This window comes from Flavobacterium sp. (genome assembly GCF_044369455.1).
Lineage (GTDB): Bacteria > Bacteroidota > Bacteroidia > Flavobacteriales > Flavobacteriaceae > Flavobacterium.
The window spans coordinates 1-2,712 of sequence record NZ_JBIPLW010000030.1; the positions used below are offsets into that span (position 1 = coordinate 1).

Annotated in this window: 3 protein-coding genes and 2 pseudogenes; all 5 read right to left on the reverse strand. The window is 58.1% G+C overall.

Going from position 1 to position 2,712, the window contains the following annotated elements; all coding sequences use genetic code 11:
* A pseudogene (locus ACIQ2L_RS13460) lies at nt 1-501 on the reverse strand (hypothetical protein); the annotation flags it as partial.
* A 139-nt stretch (nt 502-640) separates the two neighbouring features.
* A complete protein-coding gene (locus ACIQ2L_RS13465) occupies nt 641-1,138 on the reverse strand; it encodes an NYN domain-containing protein (protein ID WP_396159690.1) in 498 nt (165 codons plus the stop codon).
* A gap of 341 nt (nt 1,139-1,479) precedes the next feature.
* Nucleotides 1,480-1,956, reverse strand: a complete 477-nt coding sequence (locus ACIQ2L_RS13470; protein WP_396159693.1) for a DUF3368 domain-containing protein — start codon at nt 1,954-1,956, stop codon at nt 1,480-1,482.
* Nucleotides 1,957-1,963: 7 nt separating this feature from the next.
* The gene (locus ACIQ2L_RS13475; RefSeq protein WP_396159694.1) at nt 1,964-2,287 is read right to left on the reverse strand and encodes a type II toxin-antitoxin system prevent-host-death family antitoxin; all 324 of its coding nucleotides are present in this window, start codon (nt 2,285-2,287) and stop codon (nt 1,964-1,966) included.
* A gap of 245 nt (nt 2,288-2,532) precedes the next feature.
* Nucleotides 2,533-2,712: pseudogene (locus tag ACIQ2L_RS13480) on the reverse strand (type II toxin-antitoxin system RelE/ParE family toxin); the annotation flags it as partial.

Sequence of the window (2,712 nt, forward strand, 5' to 3'; positions counted from 1 at the left end):
ATCAAGAGCTGTGGGTTGTTGGACGTTTGCAGCGTAATCAATGAAGGAGCATTCCGCTGCGAATCGACTGGCGATCTCTCGTATTGCCATGGACTCTAGTCCGCTCGGATCGGGGAGTCTTTCAAACAATACGTCGACCGTTCCGTAGAGTATTGGGCTAATCGGTGTTGCAATGCTTCCCCTCTGAACTACCGGTTTTCGAACTGGTTTAAAACGCCCGTTCGCATACTCGCGTGTGGTACCGAAATGCACCGTGACCAAGTCGGAATCTGGAACTGGTTTTGGCTTTGCCTTTGGCTTTAGCGCCGGCATTGCCTCTGTTTTTGGCGTTGGTGATGCGGCCTTTGCCTCGGGCTTGGGCAATGGTTGCGCCGGCGGCGGGTTTTGTACGGACGCGCATCCAGCCAATCCGAAAGTTAGGGCAAGAACCAGGAACCAGATGGAATGTGCGACATTGAAGTCCATGGACTCAATCTCCCTAGAAACGGTGATCACGGCCATCGTTATTGATGGCGATGTCGCCCGTGGTGTTCAGGTCTGGTGAGGGATTGAGAAGGATTCCCCTCAGGGATCTTGTTCAAACCGATCCCCGGGGGGAGTCTCTGGCTACCAAGCCAAGAGACGACCCAAGTGTGCCACGCTATTCTGCGAGCGCCAGCATTTTGTAGCTTCCGTAGCCGCATCGATGAAGAACTTGCCGCCGCAGCGCGGCTTCGCGGTTGTCGAGGCCGCAAGGCCCGGGTGTCTTGCTCTCGCCGAAGCCGAGGACCATGAGTCCCTCTTCTCGAAGTCTCATGGCAAGGCCGGTACAGTCGCTGGCGTTCGTGATCAGACAGAATCCGTCGAAGTTTCCGGTGTAGAGCAAGTCCATCGCATCAATGGTGAGCGTGCTGTCTGTCGCGTTCTTCCCAGTCGAATAGGCGAATTGTTGAACGGGCTTAATCGCATATTGCTGGAGGACTTTCTTCCATGCCGAATTTGCCTTCGAGGTGAAATCTCCGAAAACGCGCTTGACCGTGGCTTCACCGAATCGAGCAATTTCAGCGAGCAGCCCTTCGATCACGGCTGCTTGTGCATTGTCTGCATCGATGAGTACGGCCAGTCGCAACGCTTGGTCGTCGGATTCGAGCCGCTTCAATGGGCGCCGTGTAGTCAAGATCGTATCTCCGGCTGCTGTCGATCACCCATTGAGGATCATACCGGCGTTGCGGATCGCGGGCCGGGGAGACCTGCAGTGCTACTACAACGTGTGCAGGATCTCTATCTCCTATCGCCGGACAAGTCCATGCAAACATTTGCGGAGTGCAGTCTCGGCACGAGAATTGGCTCCTTTGATTCCCATGCGTAGTTTCAACGATTGCTGAAATGACCGTGAGTGATGAAATTGCTCCGTGAGCTAGTGTGAGCCGCGAGATGCGCATAGACGGTCGGCGTTGCAAAGACGAACTCGGTGTACTGGCGCGGCCAGCGGCGCGCAACCTAAAAGCGTTCACCTGCGCGGATCAATGCCGCTTGAACCAGGGCGACGGACACATGGTAGCCATTGGCCTGGAAGGCATCGAGGGCGGATCGAATCGTATCGAGGTGCCCCTGTCGTTTCGAGGCGAGCAGCACGCCCAGGCTGCCGATGATTTTCAATCCAAGATTCTCTGCGATCTTTCGGCCGGCTTTCTCGTCGATCAGGACGGGCACCGACAGCTTGAGCGCGAGTCGAATGGCGGCGGATTCGCCAGCATCCAGCATGGGAAACGGTGGCAAGGCAGGGTCAGATTCTGCAGCCCGGAGTAGGACACCTTGATCGAGCGCAGACTGGATCGCGGCTGCACCCGGTAGGGCAGGGTTCTGCAAGCACTCGTCCAGGACATGCTTGGGAACGAGAACTTCGCCAAGCATTTGCTGCAGCAGGGCGAGCTTTCCTATGCGGCCGAAGGCGATCAGAGGGCCGGCATCGGCCACGACCAGTCTACCCAATCGCTGCGACCTCGGCGTCGAGCTCCTCTGGAGAGTAGTCGACCACCGACACACCGATCGACGCCAGATGCTCGACGAATGCTTCGTAGCCTTGTCCGGCGAGCTTGGCTGCCTTGCCCAGACTCATGGCGCCGTCCTGGAAGAGCTTGATCGCCAGCGCCGTGTGGACGCCCGCGCGGAGGAGTTCGTCGTCGAGCGGGACGGCGACGAACAACGGGTGCCCGTGTTTTGCGACGACGGCAAGCTTGCCGTTTTCGGCGTTTCGGACGAGATCACCCGTGCGTTCGCGCAGATCGCGTATGGAAAAGGTTTCCATTGGAATTCCAAAAATGTGCCATCAAATGGTAGCACAAACTCACCAGTTCACGAGCGCGCATGGATTGGACGAGGCGGGCGGTCGAGGACGTGTCAGTTTTCTATGCGTCAGGGTCATTGCGCCATGCCTTGGAGCATCACCCCAAGCCATGCTTGCTGCCAGTTGAAGATCGGCGGCTCTTGGGCGCGGCAACGAGAAAGTCGCGGCCGCAACAGCTCGGTTCCGGCGTGGTCCGGAGAGCACGCTCACCGATCTTCATGACAATGCCACGGGCGCAGGGTGTGGACCGTATCGGCCCGGATCTCGTAGCGCAATTCGTAGTCGACAACGATGAGACGACGTACCTCGCGAGGCGAGAATTCCGATAGCGTTGTGCCCAAGCGGGGCTGCGCGCGCAGCGCGCGAGGAAGGGCGTTGAGGTGATT

What these genes read in the sequence shown, in the direction of transcription:
- ACIQ2L_RS13475 (WP_396159694.1), bottom strand. Translation starts at nt 2,287, where the DNA reads ATGGAAACCTTTTCCATACGCGATCTGCGCGAACGCACGGGTGATCTC.